Annotated in this window: 1 protein-coding gene; it reads right to left on the reverse strand. The window is 62.2% G+C overall.

What is annotated here, in order from left to right; translation table 11 throughout:
- On the reverse strand, positions 1 to 481 hold a 481-nt coding region (locus HZ297_RS11775; RefSeq protein WP_178863961.1), incomplete at both ends, for an LON peptidase substrate-binding domain-containing protein.

A 481-nucleotide genomic window follows, 5' to 3' on the forward strand; every position in this document is an offset into this window, starting at 1 on the left:
CTTCAGGCATATTTTTGTCGGACACGCGCTTTTTGAGGTCTTCGATTTCCGAGAGCGTCTCTTCGCCGCCGCCGAGTTCTTTCTGGATGGCCTTCATCTGCTCGCGCAAGTAGTACTCGCGCTGATTGGCGTCCATCTGCTGCTTCACGCGGGCCGAAATCTGCTTTTCGGTGTCGAAGCGGTCCGGATCGCGGGACAACAGGCCGTAGACGAGTTCCAGACGCTTACCGGCGTCGGGCTCTTCCAACACGCGCTGCTTGTCGGCGACCTCCCACGTGCTGTACTTGGCGACCGAGTCGGCGAGCGCCCCGGCCTCTTTCATGCTGCGGAGGTTCTCGAGGTGAAACGAGTCGAGGCGCAGGTTCTTGTTCTGCTGCGTGTAGTCGCTGAACGCGGACTTGGTCTGCTCGATAAGCGCGCGGGCGCGGGCCTCGTCGGTCGGGGCCGTTTCGGGCATCGTTTCGACGACGGCCCGCAGGGT

Source organism: Thiomicrorhabdus cannonii (assembly GCF_013391695.1).
Lineage (GTDB): Bacteria > Pseudomonadota > Gammaproteobacteria > Thiomicrospirales > Thiomicrospiraceae > Thiomicrorhabdus > Thiomicrorhabdus cannonii.